Origin of the sequence: Thermosynechococcus sp. PKX82 (genome assembly GCF_031583255.1) — a bacterium.
Lineage (GTDB): Bacteria > Cyanobacteriota > Cyanobacteriia > Thermosynechococcales > Thermosynechococcaceae > Thermosynechococcus.
In genome coordinates this window covers 1,693,712-1,709,867 of sequence record NZ_CP134169.1, presented here as the reverse complement: position 1 = coordinate 1,709,867, position 16,156 = coordinate 1,693,712, and the positions used below count along the sequence as shown (strand labels likewise).

Sequence of the window (16,156 nt, the reverse complement as noted above, 5' to 3'; positions counted from 1 at the left end):
AGAGAAAGAAATAGGAAGAAGGAAAAAATAGAACGCCAATGAAGGGTCTAGAAAAGATTATCCCCCTAGATGGACGGGATATTAAGGTAGTATTGCAAAAATTTGCCCCCCAAGCTGCCGGTTCCATTCTCATTAGTTCGGGAGAAACGGCTGTACTCGTGACGGCGAATCGTGCCGCCGCTCGCGAAGGCATTGATTTTTTACCCCTTGTGGTGGATTACGAAGAGCGCCTCTATGCCGCTGGGCGGATTCCCGGCGGTTTTTTACGGCGTGAGGGTCGCCCCCCCGAAAAAGCGATTCTCATTGGTCGCCTGATTGACCGGCCGCTGCGCCCCCTCTTTCCCCAATGGTTGCGCGATGATCTGCAAGTAGTAGCCACGACGGTTTCCTTGGATGAAAATGTTCCCCCCGATGTATTGGCGGTAACGGGAGCCTCGATCGCTGTTCTTTTGGCGCAAATTCCCTTTAATGGTCCAATGGCAGCAGTGCGGGTGGGCCTTGTGGGGGATGAGTTTATTATCAACCCCACCTACAAAGAAATTGAGCGCGGTGGCTTAGATCTGGTCGTGGCCGGCTCTCCCGATGGCGTGGTGATGGTGGAGGCCGGTGCCAATGAGCTGCCCGAAGCCGACATGATTGAAGCCATTGACTTTGGCTATGAGGTGATCCAAGACCTGATTCAAGCGCAGCGGGATCTCCTCAAGGAATTGGGCATTGACATTGTCCACGCGGAACCGCCGGCGATCGACCCCACCTTGGAAAACTTCATCTACGATCGCGCTGTTGAACCGGTCAAAGCCATTCTCAAACGCTTTGAAAAGGACAAAAATGTTCGCGATGCTGCCCTCGATGAGGTGCAAGGGGCGATCGCCCAAGAAATTGCTGCCCTGCCAGCGGATCACCCGGTCGCAGTGGCGGCAGCGGAAAACCCGAAAGCCCTGCCTACCCTCTTTAAGGCCGTGACGAAGAAACTCATGCGGCAGCAAATTATTGAAAAAGGGGTGCGAGTGGATGGCCGCCGTCTCGATGAAGTGCGTCCCATTTGGTGTGAGGTGGGGGTTCTGCCAGAGCGGGTTCATGGTAGTGCCCTCTTTAATCGCGGCTTGACGCAGGTGATGTCTGTGACCACCCTCGGTTCTCCTGCCGATGCCCAAGCCCTCGATGATCTGCATCCGGAGGACAGCAAACGTTATCTGCACCACTACAACTTTCCCCCCTACTCTGTGGGTGAAGTCAAACCCCTGCGATCGCCCGGGCGGCGGGAAATTGGCCATGGTGCCCTCGCCGAGCGTGCCCTCGAACCGGTCATTCCTCCCAAAGAGGAGTTTCCCTATGTGATTCGCGTCGTGTCGGAGGTGCTCTCTTCCGATGGTTCTACCTCCATGGGATCCGTTTGTGGTTCCACCCTCTCCTTGATGGATGCCGGGGTACCGATCCGTAAACCCGTCAGTGGGGCGGCCATGGGGCTGATCAAGGAGGGCAATGAGGTGCGCATCCTCACCGACATTCAGGGGATTGAAGACTTCCTTGGCGACATGGACTTCAAGGTAGCCGGCACCGATAGCGGTATTACCGCCCTGCAAATGGATATGAAAATTACTGGCTTGCCCGTTGCCGTGATCAAGCAGGCGATCGAACAGGCACGTCCGGCACGGCTCCATATCCTTGAGAAAATGCTGGCGGTGCTGGACAAACCCCGTCCACAACTGCCCCCCAGTGCGCCACGACTGCTGACGTTGCAAATTCCCCCCGATATGATTGGCCTTGTCATTGGTCCCGGTGGTAAAACCGTGCGCGGTATCTCCGAGCAATACAACGTCAAGGTGGATATTAGTGAAGAAGGGCTGGTCACCATTACTGCCCCCAATGAAACCAACGCCAAGCAAGCACGGGCGGCCATTGAGGGTCTGACGCGAAAGCTCAACGCCGGTGATGTCTATCTGGGCAAGGTGACGCGGATTATTCCCATTGGCGCTTTTGTCGAGTTTCTCCCCGGCAAGGAGGGGATGATCCACATTTCCCAGTTGGCGGAATATCGCGTTGGCAAAGTCGAGGACGAAGTGAAAATTGGCGATGAAATTGTCGTCAAAATCCGTGAGGTGGACAGCAAAGGTCGCATTAACTTGACCCGCCTTGGTATTCATCCCGACGAGGCCGAAGCCGCCCGCAGTAGCTCCGTTATCTAGCCCATGGTCACCATGCCCAAGTCATCACCGCATACGTTCCTCCTAGAGGTGGGAACCGAGGATCTCCCCGCCCGCTTTGTCAGTAGTGCCCTGCGCCAGTGGCATACCCTGATTCCCCAAACCCTCAAGGAACAGGGACTGGAGGGGGAAGTCAAAGTCTGGGCAACCCCGCGCCGCTTAGCGGTACTGATTGAGGGGTTGCCGCCCCAGCAACCCGATCAAGCAATTGAAATCAAAGGGCCAGCGGCCAGCGTGGCCTTTCGCGAGGGGGAACCTACCCCTGCCCTATTGGGGTTCTTGCGATCGCGCCAAGGTCGTCTTGAGGAAATTGAAATCCGTCCCACGGAAAAAGGGGAGGTGGTCTATCTCAAGCAAGTTCGCCCCGGCCAACCGACGCCCCAACGATTGACCGAGTTGGCACCACAGTGGATTGCCGCCCTTGAGGGTGCCCGCTTCATGCGCTGGGGGGATGGGGATTTGCGGTTTTCGCGTCCCATTCGGTGGCTAGTGCTGCTGTGGGAGGATCAGGTGCTGCCCTTGGTCTTGGAGAGCCATTCCGTGCGCATTGCCAGCGATCGCACCACCTATGGCCATCGCGTCCTTTCTCAAGGGGCTATTGTCCTCAAGCATGCCCAAGACTATGAAGCTGCCCTTGAAACGGCGGGAGTCTTGGTGGATCCAGAGGTTCGCCAGCAACGGATTCGCGAGCAAATTGCTGCCCTTGCTGCGGAAGCGGGGGGATGGGTGGATTTAGAGGTGCCCCTTTTGGAGGAAGTCACCCACCTCGTGGAATGGCCAACGGCGGTTTTGGGAAGTTTTGAAGCGCGGTTTCTTGCCCTGCCCCTTGAGGTGATTACCACCGTATTGGTGTCCCATCAGCGGTATTTTCCCGTGTACACCGATGCCACTCGCCAAGCGCTACTCCCTGTATTCATCACGATTAGCAATGGCGACCCGGCGGCCACCCCCTTGATTCGTGCTGGGAATGAGCGGGTGATTCGTGCTCGCCTAGCGGATGCCGAGTTCTTCTACAAGGCGGATACGGCACAGCCCCTAGAGCACTACCGCGACAAACTAGCCACGGTTACCTTCCAAGATGAATTGGGATCCATGGCCGACAAAGTGGAGCGGCTAACTGTGCTGGCTCGCCAAATTGCCACCGCCTTAAATTGTGCGGCTGCGGACGTTGCTGCCATTGAACGCACGGCCTGCCTGTGCAAAGCGGATCTAGTGACGCAGATGGTAGGGGAATTTCCGGAACTGCAGGGCTACATGGGGCAAGTGTATGCCACGGTCTCCGGGGAAGCGCCAGCGGTGGCGACGGGGATTTTTGAGCATTATCTGCCGCGTTTTGCTGGCGATCGCCCGCCCCAAAGTCTCACGGGTCAGGTGGTGGGACTCGCCGATCGCTTGGATACTCTTGTCTGCCTTTTTGGTATCGGCCTGTGTCCCACGGGGTCATCAGATCCCTTTGCCCTACGGCGGGCTGCCAATGCCGTGATCACCATTCTCTGGCAGGGGGAACATCACTTGGATTTCCTCGCTCTGCTACAGGAGTCTGCCCAAGCCTTTTGTCGCCAATTTGCCGCCAAGCTCAGTGCCGCTGACTTAGAGCAGCAACTGCGGCAGTTTTTTAGCCAACGGCTGCGAACCCTACTGCAAGAAGAACTCGGCATTGAGTATGACTTGGTGAATGCCGTCATTCCAGAGGATCAGCCGGGGTTGCAGACGCGTGCCCTCAGGGATGTGGTGGATGCCCGCGATCGCGCCCAATTTCTCCAAAAACTGCGCCAATCCGGTGAACTGATGACGATTTACCCCACGGTAAACCGCGCTGCTCGCTTGGCACGCCAAGGCACCCTAGGGACAGACTGCCTGAATATCCGTGCCGTCAAGGCCAAGCACCTCGCAGCCCCCATTGAAAAGGAATTCTATGCCGCCCTCAAGGACATCTTGCCCACCGTCCAGCAAGCTCAAGTGCAGCGCGCCTATGGCGAGATTGTTCGTGCCCTAGCCTCCTTGGCTCCGATTGTCAGTCGCTTCTTCGATGGCGAGGAAAGTGTACTGGTGATGGCAGAGGATGCAACGGTACGTGCCAATCGCTTAGCGCTCCTTGGTCTATTGCGCAATTGTGCGGCAATTATTGGCGATTTTGGGGCGATCGTCCAAATCGAGAGCGTTGCATCCAGCTCATAGTTCTCACAACTTTTGGCAGGAACAAAAGTGTTGCTTAGCTCACAGCGGCAACGCATAATTGAGAGTACCCCAATTGAGAATTGCCGTGGCCTGTTCATCTGAACAGGTGCTCAGTTGGTGTTTAGACTGTTTGCGAGAATTGCCATGACTGCTGAACCCCCGGCCAAGCGCCCCCGCGCCAAGAAGACCCCAGCGACTCCGCCAACGCCTTCCCCTGAGTTAGAAACCAAATCTCGCCCAGAAATTCTCGGTGTTGCGGTAGCGGGTAGCTCACCGCCCAAGGTCAATACTGCTCCTGAAGAAGCGATTTCTGAGCAAGAAGATCTTCCTTCCCGTCCCCAGCCGATCCCACCCCCCAGTGAACGGATGCAATATCGGGCGATCGGGGTTGTGCGCGGTCGCTATGTACCCGCTTCGGAGGAGGAGTTCAACCGCGGGGTGATGATGACCGAGGATGGCGTGGAAATTGAAACCGTCCTCTTGGGGCAGGTGATGAACCTGATTAAAAAATATCTCGACCTGAATGAACCCCACCTCTGGGTGGTCTATCCCCGCACCCGCGACGTTGACAAAGAAGCGGTGAAGCTGCACCTGCAAATTGTGGGTGTATGGGAACCGGAACGCCTGCAACAGGCCAATGCCGCAGCAGCGGATCCCGGCGTTAATGACGGCTACTTTTCTGTACGCGGAGAAGTGATCTTCAACTCCCAAGAAAAGAACTTTGTCGTCGTTAAAATTCAACAGTTGCCGCGTCGGCGGGGCGAGAAACCCAAAGCTTTCAAACTGAAACTAACAGGAACCGTGCCTATGAAGTCACCCGGATACTTTTGGGACTTTCAGGTACAGCGACAGGGCACAAGTCTAGTGGTTCAGGAGGCAGCCACGGTGGGTATTTTGCCCCCCCGCAAAATCAAGAAGCCCAAGAAAGCCAAGGCACGGCCAGCCCGTCCCCAGCGCCCTCAGCGTCCCGGTTCATCGCCCACATCGCCGCGTCCGACCTCCTTTCGCCCGGTTCGGCGATCGCCCAATCCCCCATTGAACTAGCGCCAAGGCATGGCTTGTCGAAGTGTTGTAAATTTTTGTAAATTTGTTGCACTGTCAACAACAACTTAGACACCGTACTTGATCCTTTAGCCCACCTACTGCGAGGAACACCATGACGATTCAACTAGGGGGACATCGCACCGCCCGTCGCGCCTACGGTATTGATGAAATTGCCCTTGTCCCCGGCAACCGCACTCTTGATCCCCAGCTGGCCGATACCCGCTGGCGCCTTGGTTCCATTGAACGGGAAATTCCGATTATTGCCAGTGCCATGGATGGGGTCGTGGATGTTACGATGGCCGTCAAACTCAGCCAAATGGGGGCACTGGGCGTCCTCAACCTTGAGGGGATTCAAACCCGCTACGAAGATCCAGCACCGATTCTCGAACGCATTGCCAGCGTCAGTGTTGATGAATTTGTGCCCCTGATGCAGCAGTTGTATGCCCAGCCGATTCAGCCCCACCTCATTGAAAAACGCATTCAAGAAATCAAATCCCAAGGGGGGATTGCTGCCGTCAGTTTAACCCCAGCGGGGGCTAGTCGTTTTGGCGATGTTGTGGCAGCGGCGGGGGCCGATTTGCTCTTTGTCCAAGCCACGGTCGTCTCACCGGCTCACCTTGCCCCTGAGGGGACAGAACCACTCGATCTTGCTGCTTTTTGTGAACGGATGCCAATGCCCGTCATTTTGGGGAATTGCGTCACCTATGAGGTGGCCCTCAGTCTCATGCACTGTGGTGCAGCAGCGATTCTGGTGGGGATTGGGCCGGGGGCAGCCTGTACTTCCCGGGGCGTGCTTGGGGTGGGGGTGCCTCAGGTCACGGCGATCGCTGACTGTGCAGCGGCACGGGATGCCTATTTTGAAGAGACGCAACGCTATGTGCCTGTGATTGCCGATGGGGGCCTTGTCACGGGTGGCGATGTCTGCAAGTGTATTGCCTGCGGCGCAGATGCGGTGATGATGGGATCCCCCTTTGCCCGTGCCAAAGAAGCCCCCGGTCGCGGTTATCACTGGGGGATGGCCACGCCTAGTCCGGTGCTGCCTCGGGGGACGCGCATTCATGTCGGCACCACTGGCACCCTTGAGCAGATTCTGCGGGGACCGGCTCAGTTGGATGATGGTACCCACAACTTTCTTGGGGCATTGCAAACCAGTATGGGCACCCTTGGCGCCAAGGATCTGCGGGAAATGCAGCAGGTGGAGATTGTCATTGCTCCTTCCCTGCTCACGGAAGGCAAGGTCTATCAAAAAGCGCAAAAACTGGGGATGGGGCGCTAGCCTAGGGGCAGATAGCTATAGTCAATGCGGCCACCGCCGCGAAACTGCTGCTGATAGGCGATGCTGACGGGATCTTCACTGGGGTAGAGGGTATCAATGCCAATGCCATTGCGGCCATATTCTTTGCCAGAGCTATGGATATACTGTCCCTGCCCCAGATAGAGACCCACATGGGTCGCCTTTTCACGCGTACCGAAAAACACCAGATCACCCCGCTGAAGCTGGGGTAAGGTTTCCTCAATGGAGTTGCTCCCTAGGGGCGTGGCAAAGGCCTCCTGCTGATAAGCATCACGGGGCAGCCAAATGCCTTGACTGGCAAAACTGGCCTGCATCAAGCCAGAACAGTCGTAGTTGGGGGCAACGGTTCCGCCCCAGAGATATTCATGGGGAACCTGCTGTGCCGCGCAGCAAAAGGCAATCACCTCTTCAAGGACAGCCTCGATGTAGGCGCGATCGCGGGCAATGGGTTGATAGGACTGAGTGGCGGGTGTGAGATGGCGGTAATCCTGTGGATCCAGCCAGCCCCAGTATTCATCCTCAGCAAGTTGCACGTAGGTACGTTCAGCCCCCAAAGCAGGTGCCCAGAGCAAGCGTCCTGCTGCCCCTTGGGTCGCCAAGCGATCGCCCGTGGGGGCATCATAGAGGTTGACGGTTGCCGTCAGTTGATGAAGTTGCATCGCCTCCAAAGACGAAAACACCTCTAAACCTCAGCCGCAGCCATCAAAAGCGATTTGAACAATTGCAGGCCATCCAACGTGTGATCACTGGGGGAGTGGCTCAAGGCGGGGTCAGCGGCGCGCTCAGGGTGGGGCATCATTCCTAACACATTGCCAGCAGCATTGCAAATACCCGCGATATTGTTGAGCGAACCATTGGGATTACTCTCAGGGGTGACATTCCCTTGGGCATCGGCATAGCGAAAGAGGACTTGGCGGTTGGCTTCCAGTTCAGCGAGGGTGGCGGCATCGGCGTAGTAGCAGCCCTCACCGTGGGCAATGGGCAAGCGAATCACCGTTTTATCGCCATAGGCCTGTAGCCACGGGCGTTCCTTGGCTTCTAAGCGCAAATACACGCGATCGCAAATAAAATGCAAGTCCCGATTGCGCACTAGAGCACCGGGGAGCAGTTTGGCCTCGGTCAGGATTTGAAACCCATTACAAATGCCCAGCACCCATTTGCCAGCGGCGGCATGGTCTTTGACGGCGGACATAATTGGTGAGAAGTGGGCGATCGCCCCACAGCGCAAATAATCACCAAAACTGAAGCCCCCCGGTAGCACAATCAAATCATAGTCACTCAGATGGGTCTCTTCGTGCCACAGCAGTTGAGTGGGCCAGCCGAGAATCTCACTCGTGACGTAGGCCACATCGCGATCGCAATTGGATCCGGGAAAAACCACAATCCCCACGTTTAGGGCATGACTCACAGCAATCCATCCATCACGTCAGTAATCGGCTTTAACTTGGCAGGGGCATGGAGTAGCTCAATATCCCGTAGCCAGACCACACCGCGTCCCATGAATTCCACCCCAATTTTAATCAAGCCGGGGGTCTGGGGTTCTGGTTTCAGGTGAAAAGGCACTTCACACAGATGCCAATCGCGATCGCCCACGAGGGAAACCGTGCGCGAAAATGTCCAACCAAAGGGTTGACTGCGGCTGAGAACCAGTTGCCCTCCCTCAGGCAGCATCCCGGTTTTCACTAGGGCGCGACACAGGAGCAACTGATCTCCCCCTTGGGCAGAAGGCACTTCCAACCACAGGTGGGCTTCCGGCAGTTCAAAGAGGGGAATTGTTTGCGGCCAGTGGGACTCCAGATACCAAGCGGCGCCTTCAACCCTGAGACCAGAGCCAGCAATGGGTTGATCGACACCCGCCCGAAAAAGGGCAATGCGTTGGAACGGGGCTGCAGGTTCCGGTACCTGAAGCAAGGGGGCAAGGGTCTCCGCCAAGGACTGTAATCCCGATTCAATCCCGGCCTTGATGCCCGCCTCGATACTGGCTAATAGATCATCCCACCAGTTGAACATCGTGCCTATCCTGCGGCAGTTGCCAGCTCCTGCAATTCAATGCGAAAGGTTTCAATCACGGGGTTGGCCAACAGTTGATCGGCAATGTGGGTGAGTTGTGCCTCGGCAGTGGCGCGATCGCTGGCCTCTAGGGTGAGTTCCACCAGTTTGCCAATGCGTACCGATTGCACATTTGTATAGCCCAGATGATGAATTCCCGCCTGTACCGCGACGCCTGCGGGATCTAACACCGATGGTCGCAGCGTAACAAAAACCTGTGCCTGAAATTGTGCCATGGACTATACCTCGCGGGAGGACTGCTCGATCAGGGACTTCACACCCTCAATCGTTGCCGGGATATTGCTGGGATCCATAAATAGTACTTTACTGCTATTACTATGGCCAATGGTGCGTCCCATATCTAAATAGCCCTGAGCAAGGAGAAACTGGAGGGCTTCCTTCGCCTTCGGATCTTCACGCAGTGCTGCGGCAATAATCTTCATTGCTTCTGCAGTTCCTTGGGCACGCAAAATCTGATCTTGGCGCTCCGCTTGGGCACGCAACACCACCACTTTTTGTTCTGCTTCCGCTGCCAGAATAGCGGCTTTTTGTTCGGCCTCGGCGGCTAACACTTGAGCTTCCGCTTTACCTCGAGCCGAGTTGATCGCTGCTTCCCGTTCCCCTTCAGAGGTGAGAATCGCAGCGCGTTTTTTGCGCTCAGCGGACATTTGCAGTTCCATCGAGTCTTGAACCGCCTTCGAGGGGGCAATATCCCGCAGCTCCACACGGGTCACCTTCACCCCCCAAGGATCGGTAGCAATATCCAGATCCCGCAGGAGATTCTCGTTCACCTGAGTGCGGGCGGTAAAGGTTTCATCCAGCTCTAGCTTCCCCATTTCTGCTCGAATCTGCGTTTGCACCAGATTCACCATTGCCATCGTCAGGTTTTCCACCTTGTAGTAGGCGCGCTCCATATCAATAATCCGCCAATAGACAACGGCATCCACGGTAATCGTCACATTGTCACGGGTGATACACTGCTGCGGCGGAATATCTAAGACCTTTTCCCGAATCGTTTGCTCAAAGACCACGCGATCAAGGAACGGCACTGTAAAATTTAGCCCCGGTTCCAAGCGACGGCTATAGCTGCCTAACCGCTCCACCAAGGCCATATTGCCCTGATTGACAATGCGCACAGAGTTAGCGATACCCCAGCCTCCAAACCCCAGTAGAAACAGCAGGCCAAAGAGTTCACCCATAGTTTCCGTTCCCGAATCAGTTCACTACTACTCTAGTAGCTGGCGGCCTAGGTTGGGCTACAGCAGCGGCTAATTCATAATCTGTTACTCGCCTTTAGCTGACCTAGGAGTGCTGATTCTGGCACCATGGAGCAAGGATTTCGGTTAATACCATCATGCAGCTCATGGAAAAAAATGGGTTAAGCGGTAGCTTACTTTAAGCTGACCAAGAACATAGCGCAAGTCTTAAACGGTAAAAGATGGTTTATCTTCTTATCGATCTAGACAATACACTGCTGAGGACGGATATTTTGCTGGAATTAATCTGTTCTTCTTTGGCTCAGTCTCTAGTTATATTCTTTCAAATAAGAAGCTTTCATCGCGCCCAAATCAAAAGAAAATTAGCTAAACTCTCTGAAATAGATGTTACAGCACTGCCCTATAACTCGGAGGTTATTCAGTATATCCAAGCTTGGAAAGCAAAGGGGGGTAAGGTTGCTCTCGTCACTGCCACTGATCAACTCATTGCTGATAAGATTGCTGCCCATTTAGGGGTTTTTGATGAGGTTTATGGGTCTGATGGCCAGCTTAATTTGAAGGGAGAGCATAAAGCAAGGTTTATCGTAGAGCGTTTTGGTGAGAAAAATTTTATCTATATGGGGGATTCTGAGGCTGATTTGCCCGTTTGGGCAGTTGCGGCCAAAGCAATTACCGTCAATGCCTCACCTCGGCTGCGCAAGAAAGTAGAGCAAGTTAATCCTAATGTTGAACATCTAGGTACCGCAAAACGAAGCATTCAACCCTACCTGAAAGAAATCCGCCCCCATCAATGGGTGAAAAATAGTTTGGTCTTTGTGCCAATGCTCGCGGCACATCAATTTGATTTACCAACCTTTTGGATTTCGCTGGTGGCAGTGGCTGCTTTTAGTCTGACGGCGTCCAGTGTCTATGTCTTAAATGATCTTTTGGATTTGCAGGTCGATCGCGCCCATCCCCGCAAGCGTCATCGTCCCTTTGCTGCTGGAGATCTTCCCCTCTGTCATGGCATCTGGATGATTTTGGTGCTTTTAGGACTGGGAATGGCGATCGCCACCACCATTAGTTGGCCATTTCTGGGCATTCTGCTGGCCTATTATGGTCTCACAACTGCCTACTCCTTTTACCTAAAGCGACGGATTATTATTGACATTTGCACGCTGGCTGGTCTTTACACCATTCGCATCTTTGCGGGTGCGGTTGCCACAAAAATTTCCCTTAGTGTCTGGCTTTTGGCCTTCTCCATCTTTTTCTTCTTTTGCCTAGCAACAGTCAAGCGGCAAGCAGAACTGGTGGATCATCGTCACCGCAAACAACTCAAGGCCAGTGGTCGGGGCTACCACGTTGACGATTTGCCGATTATTAGCATGATGGCCATTGGGGCGGGTTATGTCTCAATTTTGGTGCTGGCGCTCTATATCAACTCTCCCCAAGTGCAGCTTCTTTACACAAGACCACAGGTGCTCTGGGGCATTTGCTGTGTGCTTCTATACTGGATTACAAGAACCATTATGATTACCCATCGGGGTTTGATGCACGATGATCCAATTGTTTATGCAATTAAAGATCGCCAAAGTCAAATTTGTTTCTTGATCTGCCTAGTTCTTTTTATTCTTGGTGGGATTCTATGAGTTTGCAAACTCTGATTATTCGCTATACAGTTTTTGCGGTTATTGCCACCTTTATGAATTTATTTTTTCAAAGGATGATATTACTCATTGATAATAGTTTCCCTTATTTTATAACCGCAGTGGCAGTGGGTACCCTCGTGGGTTTGGTAGTGAAATACTATCTGGATAAGCGCTGGATTTTTTTTGATCATAAAAAGGGTGTGCATCACTATAGCCGTCAATTTAGTCTGTATGCTTCGATGGGGATTTTCACAACGGCCATCTTTTGGGGATTTGAAACTGTCTTTTGGTTGATTTGGCAAAGCCATTTCATGCGCGAAATTGGCGCCATTATTGGTCTAGCCATTGGCTACGTGGTCAAGTATCACTTAGATAAACGATATGTCTTTTCCCATCACCCATAGGAGCTATCTACAACCGCTCTGCGGCTGGGGACGTTATCCTGTGCAGACCTGTCATGTGTATTGTCCGCGCTCAGAATCCGAAATTCTGCAGCTGCTCAACAGTGGCTTGTCGCTCATTGCCCGCGGTAATGGCCGCGCCTACGGCGATAGCGCCCTCAATAGCGAAGTAACGCTGCAAATGCGCCACTTCAATCGCCTATTGGGGTTTAATCCGCACACGGGTCAATTGATTGCTGAGGCGGGGGTGCTGCTGGCGGAGATTCTCGAGATCTTTGTGCCTCGCGGTTGGTTTCCCTTGATTACCCCCGGTACAAAGTTTGTCACCGTGGGGGGCATGATTGCGGCTGATGTTCATGGAAAGAATCACCACAAAGAGGGCAGTTTTGTTCACAGTTTGGACTGGCTGGATCTCCTCACCAGCGAGGGGCAAATTTATCGCTGCTCCCCTTCCGAAAATCAGGATTTGTTTTACTGGACGGTGGGGGGAATGGGCTTGACGGGGGTGATCCTCAGGGCAGCCTTTCGCTTGCGCCCCATTGAAACCGCTTGGATTCGCCAAACCACCCGCATCGCCAAGCATTTAGACGAGGTCATTAATCTCTTTGAGGCGGCTCAGGACGTGACCTACTCCGTGGCTTGGATTGATTGTCTGGCGACTGGTTCGCAGTTAGGACGGTCTGTGCTCATGCTGGGCGAACACGCCACACGGGAGGAGTTGCCAGCCAAATATCGCCAAAGGCCACTGCGGACTCCGCAACGACGCAAACTCTCGATTCCCGTGGATTTTCCCAATGGTGCCTTGAATTCATTGACCGTGCGTGCCTTTAATCAACTGTATTTCCTCAACAGTCAACGCAAAGCGGGTCAGTCCTTTGTGGATTGGGATACTTTCTTCTATCCCCTTGATAGCTTATTGGGATGGAATCGCATCTATGGGCGGCGCGGTTTTGTCCAGTTCCAATGTGTCTTGCCCCTGAGCACTGCCCGTGAAGGTTTATCGGCGTTACTGCATTCCACGTCAGCTGCAGGAGCGGGATCCTTTCTGGCGGTCTTGAAGAAGTTGGGGGATCAACAGGGTTATTTTTCATTTCCCATGGCGGGTTATACCTTGGCCTTGGACTTTCCGATGTCGCAACGCACCCTCAAGGTTTTGGATCAACTGGAGGAGATCACCCTACACTATGGGGGTCGCTTTTACCTTGCCAAGGATAGCCATTTAACGCCGATGCGCCTGCGCCAGTCCGATGCTCGGGTAGAGAGGTTTGTTCAAGTTAGGAATGCCCATCAGTGGACGGTGAACTTTGCTTCGGAACAGTCGAAGAGGTTACATCTATGAGGGCGCCTGTGCTGATTTTGGGGGCAACTTCCGATATGGGGCGGGCGATCGCCCACCGCTTTGCGGCTAAAGGCTATCCGATTCAATTGGCGGCACGACAGGTGAGTCGCCTAGAGCCAGATAAAGCAGATCTGGAAATACGCTACGGCGTGCCCGTCAGTGTCCATGAATTTGATGTTTTAGCGGTGGAGACCCATGCAAGTTTTATCCAGCAACTCCCGGAGCAACCAGCGATCGTGATCTGCGTTGTTGGCTTTATGCCAGACCAAAAGGCATGTGAGCAAGATTTATCCCTTACCCTTGAAGTGATGCGCACCAATTATGAGGGGCCAGCCGTTATTTTGAGTCTCTTTGCCAATATGTTTGAGCAGCGGGGGTTTGGGACGTTAGTGGGGATTTCCTCTGTGGCGGGGGAACGGGGGCGGGCGAGTAACTACTTCTATGGCTCTGCGAAAGCTGGGTTCACCGCATTTTTGTCGGGGTTGCGGCAGCGCTTAGCCAAATCGGGGGTTCGAGTCTTAACGGTTTTGCCGGGCTATGTGAGGACACGGATGACCGAGGGCATGAAGTTGCCCCCCCTACTCACTGCTCAGCCGCAGGAAGTGGCCACTGCTATCTACACAGGGATAGAAAAAAAGAAAGATGTGATCTATGTGCGACCCATTTGGTGCTGGATCATGGTGATCATTCGTTGGGTTCCTGAACCCTTGTTTAAGCGACTGTCTCTGTAAACCGCCCATGGCTTGCTGCATTACCCTGCTGACGGACTTTGGCCATCAGGATGTTTATGTCGGTGTGATGAAGGGGGTGATTTTAAGTCTTTATTCCCAAGCCCAAGTGATTGACCTGTGCCATGAAATTCCGCCGCAGGATTGTCGCACGGCCAGTTTTCAACTGCTGCAAGCGGTACCCTATTTTCCCCCGCAAACGGTGCATGTCGTGGTGGTGGATCCGGGGGTGGGAACCCGTCGGCGGGCGATCGCCCTTGATCTGGGGATCGGGTATTGTGTGGGGCCCGATAATGGTGTCTTTAGTCAAGTGTGCGATCGCTATCCTCCTCAGCGAGTGGTTGAACTCACCCAGCCGCAGTTTTGGCGCACCCCCAACCCCAGTGCTACCTTCCATGGGCGGGATATTTTTGCCCCCGTGGCCGCCCATTTAGCTGCAGGAACCGATTTGGCGCGCCTTGGCTCTGCCATTGAGCCAGACAGTTTGGTGCGCTTGCCCCATCTCACCTATGAGATTACCCCCCAAGGCATCCAAGGTTGGATTCAAGCGATTGATCACTTTGGGAATGTGATCACCACACTCCCTGCGGCGCTTTTAGCCAAGGACTACCACCACATTCAGATTCAGGGGCAGCAGATTCCCCTCATCCACACCTATGGTGATGTTCCACCTCAACATCTGATGGCATTAGTAGGCAGTCATGGGTTTATTGAGCTAGCCGTTAATAGGGGCAATGCCCAGTCGCTCTTAGGCTGCCAGAATGGCGATGCTGTGTGGCTAGTTTGAGGGGGGATTGCTCAGGACTGTTTTTGAGGCAATGCGGGTGCGCTTGAGGGCGGCTTCACTGAGGGTAGATTGTTGCTGTAGCTCTTGAGCCGAGGCTTCAAGGACTTTTGCTGCTTCCGTATCTCCCATTTGCAGAGCCGTTTTGGCAGCACTTTGCAAAAAGGTGGCAGCGCCCGCGGTATCTCCCGCTTGCAGCTTTGTTTCTGCCAACTGGGTTTTGCGGTATTTTTCGAGGGTGAGTATACTCTGCTGTACTTCTGGATCCACTTGGGCGATGTGATCGGGTTCTGCCGTGAGTGTGAGGGGAATTTTTTCAGAGAAAAGACCCGTGGCCTGCTGCACGGGGTCATTGTAGCGGACTTGGACAAAACCAATGAGGTGAGAGCCTGGGGGCAAGGGTTGGGTACTCAGGGTGATCAGGAGTGTGCGTTTGACGGTAGCGGAAACATCGCCAACCCGAATCACATACTCGTGGGGGGTGGGGCTGTCGTAGGTGAGTTCAATCGTATCGGGAGCCACTTGGTTGACTGGTTTGAAGTTCCCTAGTTGTGCCGCCTCACTCAGGGTCAATAGGACATGAGCATTGGTGTAGTCCACGCTGCTAATGTGGCTAAAGAGCGCTTGAAAACAGGCGATCGCCTGCTCAGCATACTCAATAAACATCAGCCGCCCGCCGCCTGCATCGGCAATTTGCTCGAGGACATCCTGATTCCAGTGAACGCCGAACCCCAAGGTATTAAACGTAATGTTGTACTCTGCTGCCAGCTTGGCCAGTTCAAGGCAGCGTTGGTTATCGCCGTGTTCATTCTCCCCATCGGTGAGCAAAAAGGCTTGGGAGATGGTTCCCTGTTTGCCTTTGGCCAACTCTGTCAGAGCCAGTTTCATCCCCAGATCAATGGCAGTGCCACCACTTGGCTCAAGGGTTGCAATTTGCTCCTTGATTGCAGTTTTATCCTGCACAAATTGATTGGGCACTAACACCTGAGCTTTGTGATCAAAGGCCACGATACTCAGGCGATCCGTCGGCAGTAACCGATCCACCAAGGACTGCGCGGCTCGCTTGACCATTGCCAAAGGTTGCCATGCCATTGAGCCACTGTGATCCAAAATCAGGCAGAGATTGAGAGGAGCGCGCTGCTGTTGTTGTCGCTGTGCCGCTAACGTTAGTTCCAGTTGGCGCTGTGCCCCCTGTCCGGCACTGACAATGGGATCGCTGAGTTTGGCAATAAGTTCAACCGTCATCGTGGCAAAGTGTGCTGTTGCTGACCCTACTCTACCATTTTGCCG

At 54.1% G+C, this 16,156-nt stretch carries 15 protein-coding genes; 9 read left to right on the top strand and 6 right to left on the bottom strand.

Going from position 1 to position 16,156, the window contains the following annotated elements; translation table 11 throughout:
• Positions 1-38: 38 nt before the first annotated feature.
• The 4 genes from RHH53_RS08460 to RHH53_RS08445 all read left to right on the top strand — a co-directional run bounded on the left by RHH53_RS08460 (position 39) and on the right by RHH53_RS08445 (position 6,702).
• Complete coding sequence (locus RHH53_RS08460) at positions 39-2,186, top strand: polyribonucleotide nucleotidyltransferase (protein WP_302678049.1); 2,148 nt, start codon at positions 39-41, stop codon at positions 2,184-2,186.
• Positions 2,187-2,198: 12 nt separating this feature from the next.
• Positions 2,199-4,382 (top strand): glycine--tRNA ligase subunit beta, encoded by a 2,184-nt coding sequence (gene glyS / locus RHH53_RS08455; protein WP_310743674.1) that lies wholly within the window; start codon positions 2,199-2,201, stop codon positions 4,380-4,382.
• A gap of 144 nt (positions 4,383-4,526) precedes the next feature.
• Entirely contained in the window at positions 4,527-5,426 is a 900-nt protein-coding gene (locus RHH53_RS08450) for a hypothetical protein (RefSeq protein WP_302676106.1), read from the top strand.
• 112 nt (positions 5,427-5,538) lie between these two features.
• Complete coding sequence (locus tag RHH53_RS08445) at positions 5,539-6,702, top strand: GuaB3 family IMP dehydrogenase-related protein (RefSeq protein ID WP_206199783.1); 1,164 nt, start codon at positions 5,539-5,541, stop codon at positions 6,700-6,702.
• On the opposite strand, the gene RHH53_RS08440 is transcribed toward RHH53_RS08445, so the two are convergent.
• Genes RHH53_RS08440 through RHH53_RS08420 form a run of 5 tightly spaced genes read right to left on the bottom strand, consistent with a single transcriptional unit; the run spans position 6,699 to position 9,968 of the window.
• Positions 6,699-7,379, bottom strand: a complete 681-nt coding sequence (locus tag RHH53_RS08440) for a C40 family peptidase (RefSeq protein WP_206201670.1) — start codon at positions 7,377-7,379, stop codon at positions 6,699-6,701. The two genes, RHH53_RS08445 and RHH53_RS08440, sit on opposite strands and share 4 nt — an antisense overlap.
• 23 nt (positions 7,380-7,402) lie before the next feature.
• Positions 7,403-8,128, bottom strand: a complete 726-nt coding sequence (purQ, locus tag RHH53_RS08435; protein ID WP_302678045.1) for a phosphoribosylformylglycinamidine synthase subunit PurQ — start codon at positions 8,126-8,128, stop codon at positions 7,403-7,405.
• Positions 8,125-8,730 carry a hypothetical protein gene (locus RHH53_RS08430; RefSeq protein WP_302676104.1) on the bottom strand — a complete coding sequence of 202 codons (606 nt, stop codon included), beginning with the start codon at positions 8,728-8,730 and terminating at the stop codon, positions 8,125-8,127. The genes purQ and RHH53_RS08430 overlap by 4 nt, the downstream gene beginning before the upstream one ends.
• A gap of 5 nt (positions 8,731-8,735) precedes the next feature.
• Positions 8,736-9,005, bottom strand: a complete 270-nt coding sequence (purS, locus tag RHH53_RS08425) for a phosphoribosylformylglycinamidine synthase subunit PurS (RefSeq protein WP_206199780.1) — start codon at positions 9,003-9,005, stop codon at positions 8,736-8,738.
• 3 nt (positions 9,006-9,008) lie between these two features.
• A complete protein-coding gene (locus tag RHH53_RS08420; RefSeq protein WP_310743673.1) occupies positions 9,009-9,968 on the bottom strand; it encodes an SPFH domain-containing protein in 960 nt (319 codons plus the stop codon).
• Positions 9,969-10,207: 239 nt separating this feature from the next.
• Here RHH53_RS08420 and RHH53_RS08415 point away from each other — a divergent pair, with 239 nt between their 5' ends.
• Genes RHH53_RS08415 through RHH53_RS08395 form a run of 5 tightly spaced genes read left to right on the top strand, consistent with a single transcriptional unit; the run spans position 10,208 to position 14,869 of the window.
• Positions 10,208-11,614 carry a UbiA family prenyltransferase gene (locus RHH53_RS08415; RefSeq protein WP_310743672.1) on the top strand — a complete coding sequence of 469 codons (1,407 nt, stop codon included), beginning with the start codon at positions 10,208-10,210 and terminating at the stop codon, positions 11,612-11,614.
• Positions 11,611-12,018 carry a GtrA family protein gene (locus RHH53_RS08410; RefSeq protein ID WP_310743671.1) on the top strand — a complete coding sequence of 136 codons (408 nt, stop codon included), beginning with the start codon at positions 11,611-11,613 and terminating at the stop codon, positions 12,016-12,018. Before RHH53_RS08415 ends, RHH53_RS08410 begins: the two co-directional genes overlap by 4 nt.
• On the top strand, positions 11,996-13,354 hold the full coding sequence (locus RHH53_RS08405; protein WP_310743670.1) for an FAD-binding oxidoreductase: 1,359 nt from the start codon (positions 11,996-11,998) through the stop codon (positions 13,352-13,354). Before RHH53_RS08410 ends, RHH53_RS08405 begins: the two co-directional genes overlap by 23 nt.
• On the top strand, positions 13,351-14,085 hold the full coding sequence (locus tag RHH53_RS08400; RefSeq protein ID WP_310743669.1) for an SDR family oxidoreductase: 735 nt from the start codon (positions 13,351-13,353) through the stop codon (positions 14,083-14,085). The genes RHH53_RS08405 and RHH53_RS08400 overlap by 4 nt, the downstream gene beginning before the upstream one ends.
• A gap of 7 nt (positions 14,086-14,092) precedes the next feature.
• On the top strand, positions 14,093-14,869 hold the full coding sequence (locus RHH53_RS08395) for an SAM-dependent chlorinase/fluorinase (protein WP_310743668.1): 777 nt from the start codon (positions 14,093-14,095) through the stop codon (positions 14,867-14,869).
• Here the strand turns inward: RHH53_RS08395 and RHH53_RS08390 are convergent.
• Positions 14,861-16,111, bottom strand: a complete 1,251-nt coding sequence (locus tag RHH53_RS08390; protein WP_310743667.1) for a VWA domain-containing protein — start codon at positions 16,109-16,111, stop codon at positions 14,861-14,863. The two genes, RHH53_RS08395 and RHH53_RS08390, sit on opposite strands and share 9 nt — an antisense overlap.
• Positions 16,112-16,156 lie beyond the last annotated feature (45 nt).

What these genes read in the sequence shown, in the direction of transcription:
- RHH53_RS08460 (WP_302678049.1), top strand. Translation starts at nt 39, where the DNA reads ATGAAGGGTCTAGAAAAGATTATCCCCCTAGATGGACGGGATATTAAG.
- glyS (WP_310743674.1), top strand. Translation starts at nt 2,199, where the DNA reads ATGCCCAAGTCATCACCGCATACGTTCCTCCTAGAGGTGGGAACCGAG.
- RHH53_RS08450 (WP_302676106.1), top strand. Translation starts at nt 4,527, where the DNA reads ATGACTGCTGAACCCCCGGCCAAGCGCCCCCGCGCCAAGAAGACCCCA.
- RHH53_RS08445 (WP_206199783.1), top strand. Translation starts at nt 5,539, where the DNA reads ATGACGATTCAACTAGGGGGACATCGCACCGCCCGTCGCGCCTACGGT.
- RHH53_RS08440 (WP_206201670.1), bottom strand. Translation starts at nt 7,379, where the DNA reads ATGCAACTTCATCAACTGACGGCAACCGTCAACCTCTATGATGCCCCC.
- RHH53_RS08430 (WP_302676104.1), bottom strand. Translation starts at nt 8,730, where the DNA reads ATGTTCAACTGGTGGGATGATCTATTAGCCAGTATCGAGGCGGGCATC.
- purS (WP_206199780.1), bottom strand. Translation starts at nt 9,005, where the DNA reads ATGGCACAATTTCAGGCACAGGTTTTTGTTACGCTGCGACCATCGGTG.
- RHH53_RS08420 (WP_310743673.1), bottom strand. Translation starts at nt 9,968, where the DNA reads ATGGGTGAACTCTTTGGCCTGCTGTTTCTACTGGGGTTTGGAGGCTGG.
- RHH53_RS08415 (WP_310743672.1), top strand. Translation starts at nt 10,208, where the DNA reads ATGGTTTATCTTCTTATCGATCTAGACAATACACTGCTGAGGACGGAT.
- RHH53_RS08410 (WP_310743671.1), top strand. Translation starts at nt 11,611, where the DNA reads ATGAGTTTGCAAACTCTGATTATTCGCTATACAGTTTTTGCGGTTATT.
- RHH53_RS08405 (WP_310743670.1), top strand. Translation starts at nt 11,996, where the DNA reads ATGTCTTTTCCCATCACCCATAGGAGCTATCTACAACCGCTCTGCGGC.
- RHH53_RS08400 (WP_310743669.1), top strand. Translation starts at nt 13,351, where the DNA reads ATGAGGGCGCCTGTGCTGATTTTGGGGGCAACTTCCGATATGGGGCGG.
- RHH53_RS08395 (WP_310743668.1), top strand. Translation starts at nt 14,093, where the DNA reads ATGGCTTGCTGCATTACCCTGCTGACGGACTTTGGCCATCAGGATGTT.
- RHH53_RS08390 (WP_310743667.1), bottom strand. Translation starts at nt 16,111, where the DNA reads ATGACGGTTGAACTTATTGCCAAACTCAGCGATCCCATTGTCAGTGCC.